This window comes from Microbacterium gallinarum (genome assembly GCF_014837165.1).
Classification (GTDB): Bacteria; Actinomycetota; Actinomycetes; order Actinomycetales; family Microbacteriaceae; genus Microbacterium; species Microbacterium gallinarum.
Map to the genome: position 1 here is coordinate 1 of NZ_JACSPM010000014.1, position 560 is coordinate 560.

1 pseudogene is annotated in these 560 nt (G+C 72.3%); it reads right to left on the reverse strand.

Annotated features, from left to right (window positions below):
• Positions 1-560: pseudogene (locus tag H9622_RS15695) on the reverse strand (NADP-dependent phosphogluconate dehydrogenase); the annotation flags it as partial.

A 560-nucleotide genomic window follows, 5' to 3' on the forward strand; every position in this document is an offset into this window, starting at 1 on the left:
GCGAGCGAGGACGAGAAGGCAGGGGCGGGGATGCCGGCTGCCGCGGCGGTGGCGACGATGCGGCGCCAGGCGTCTTGGGCGCGGCCGAGCGCTTCGACGAAGTAGGGGGCGGTGAGCAGCACGGGCAGGTCGGGCGTCTGCCCGTACGCGTCCGCGATGCGGTTGAGGAACTGGGCGCGGATGATGCAGCCGCCGCGCCAGATCTTCGAGACCGCGCCGAGGTCGATCTGCCAGTCGTATTCGGCGGCGCCGGCACGGATCTCGTCGAACCCCTGCGAGTAGGCGACGATCTTGGAGGCGTAGAGGGCGAGGCGCACGTCCTCGATGAACGCGTCGGCGTCATCGACCGACAGGCCCTCGGCGGGGCCGGGGAGATCTGTCGACACGGCACGCTGCTCGGGGTGGCTGGAGAGGGAGCGGGCGAACACGGCTTCGGCGATGCCGGAGACGGGCACGCCCAGGTTCAGCGCGGTCTGCACCGTCCACGCGCCGGTGCCCTTCGCGCCGGCCTGGTCGAGGATGACGTCCACCAGCGGCTGCCCGGTGGCGGCGTCGACCTG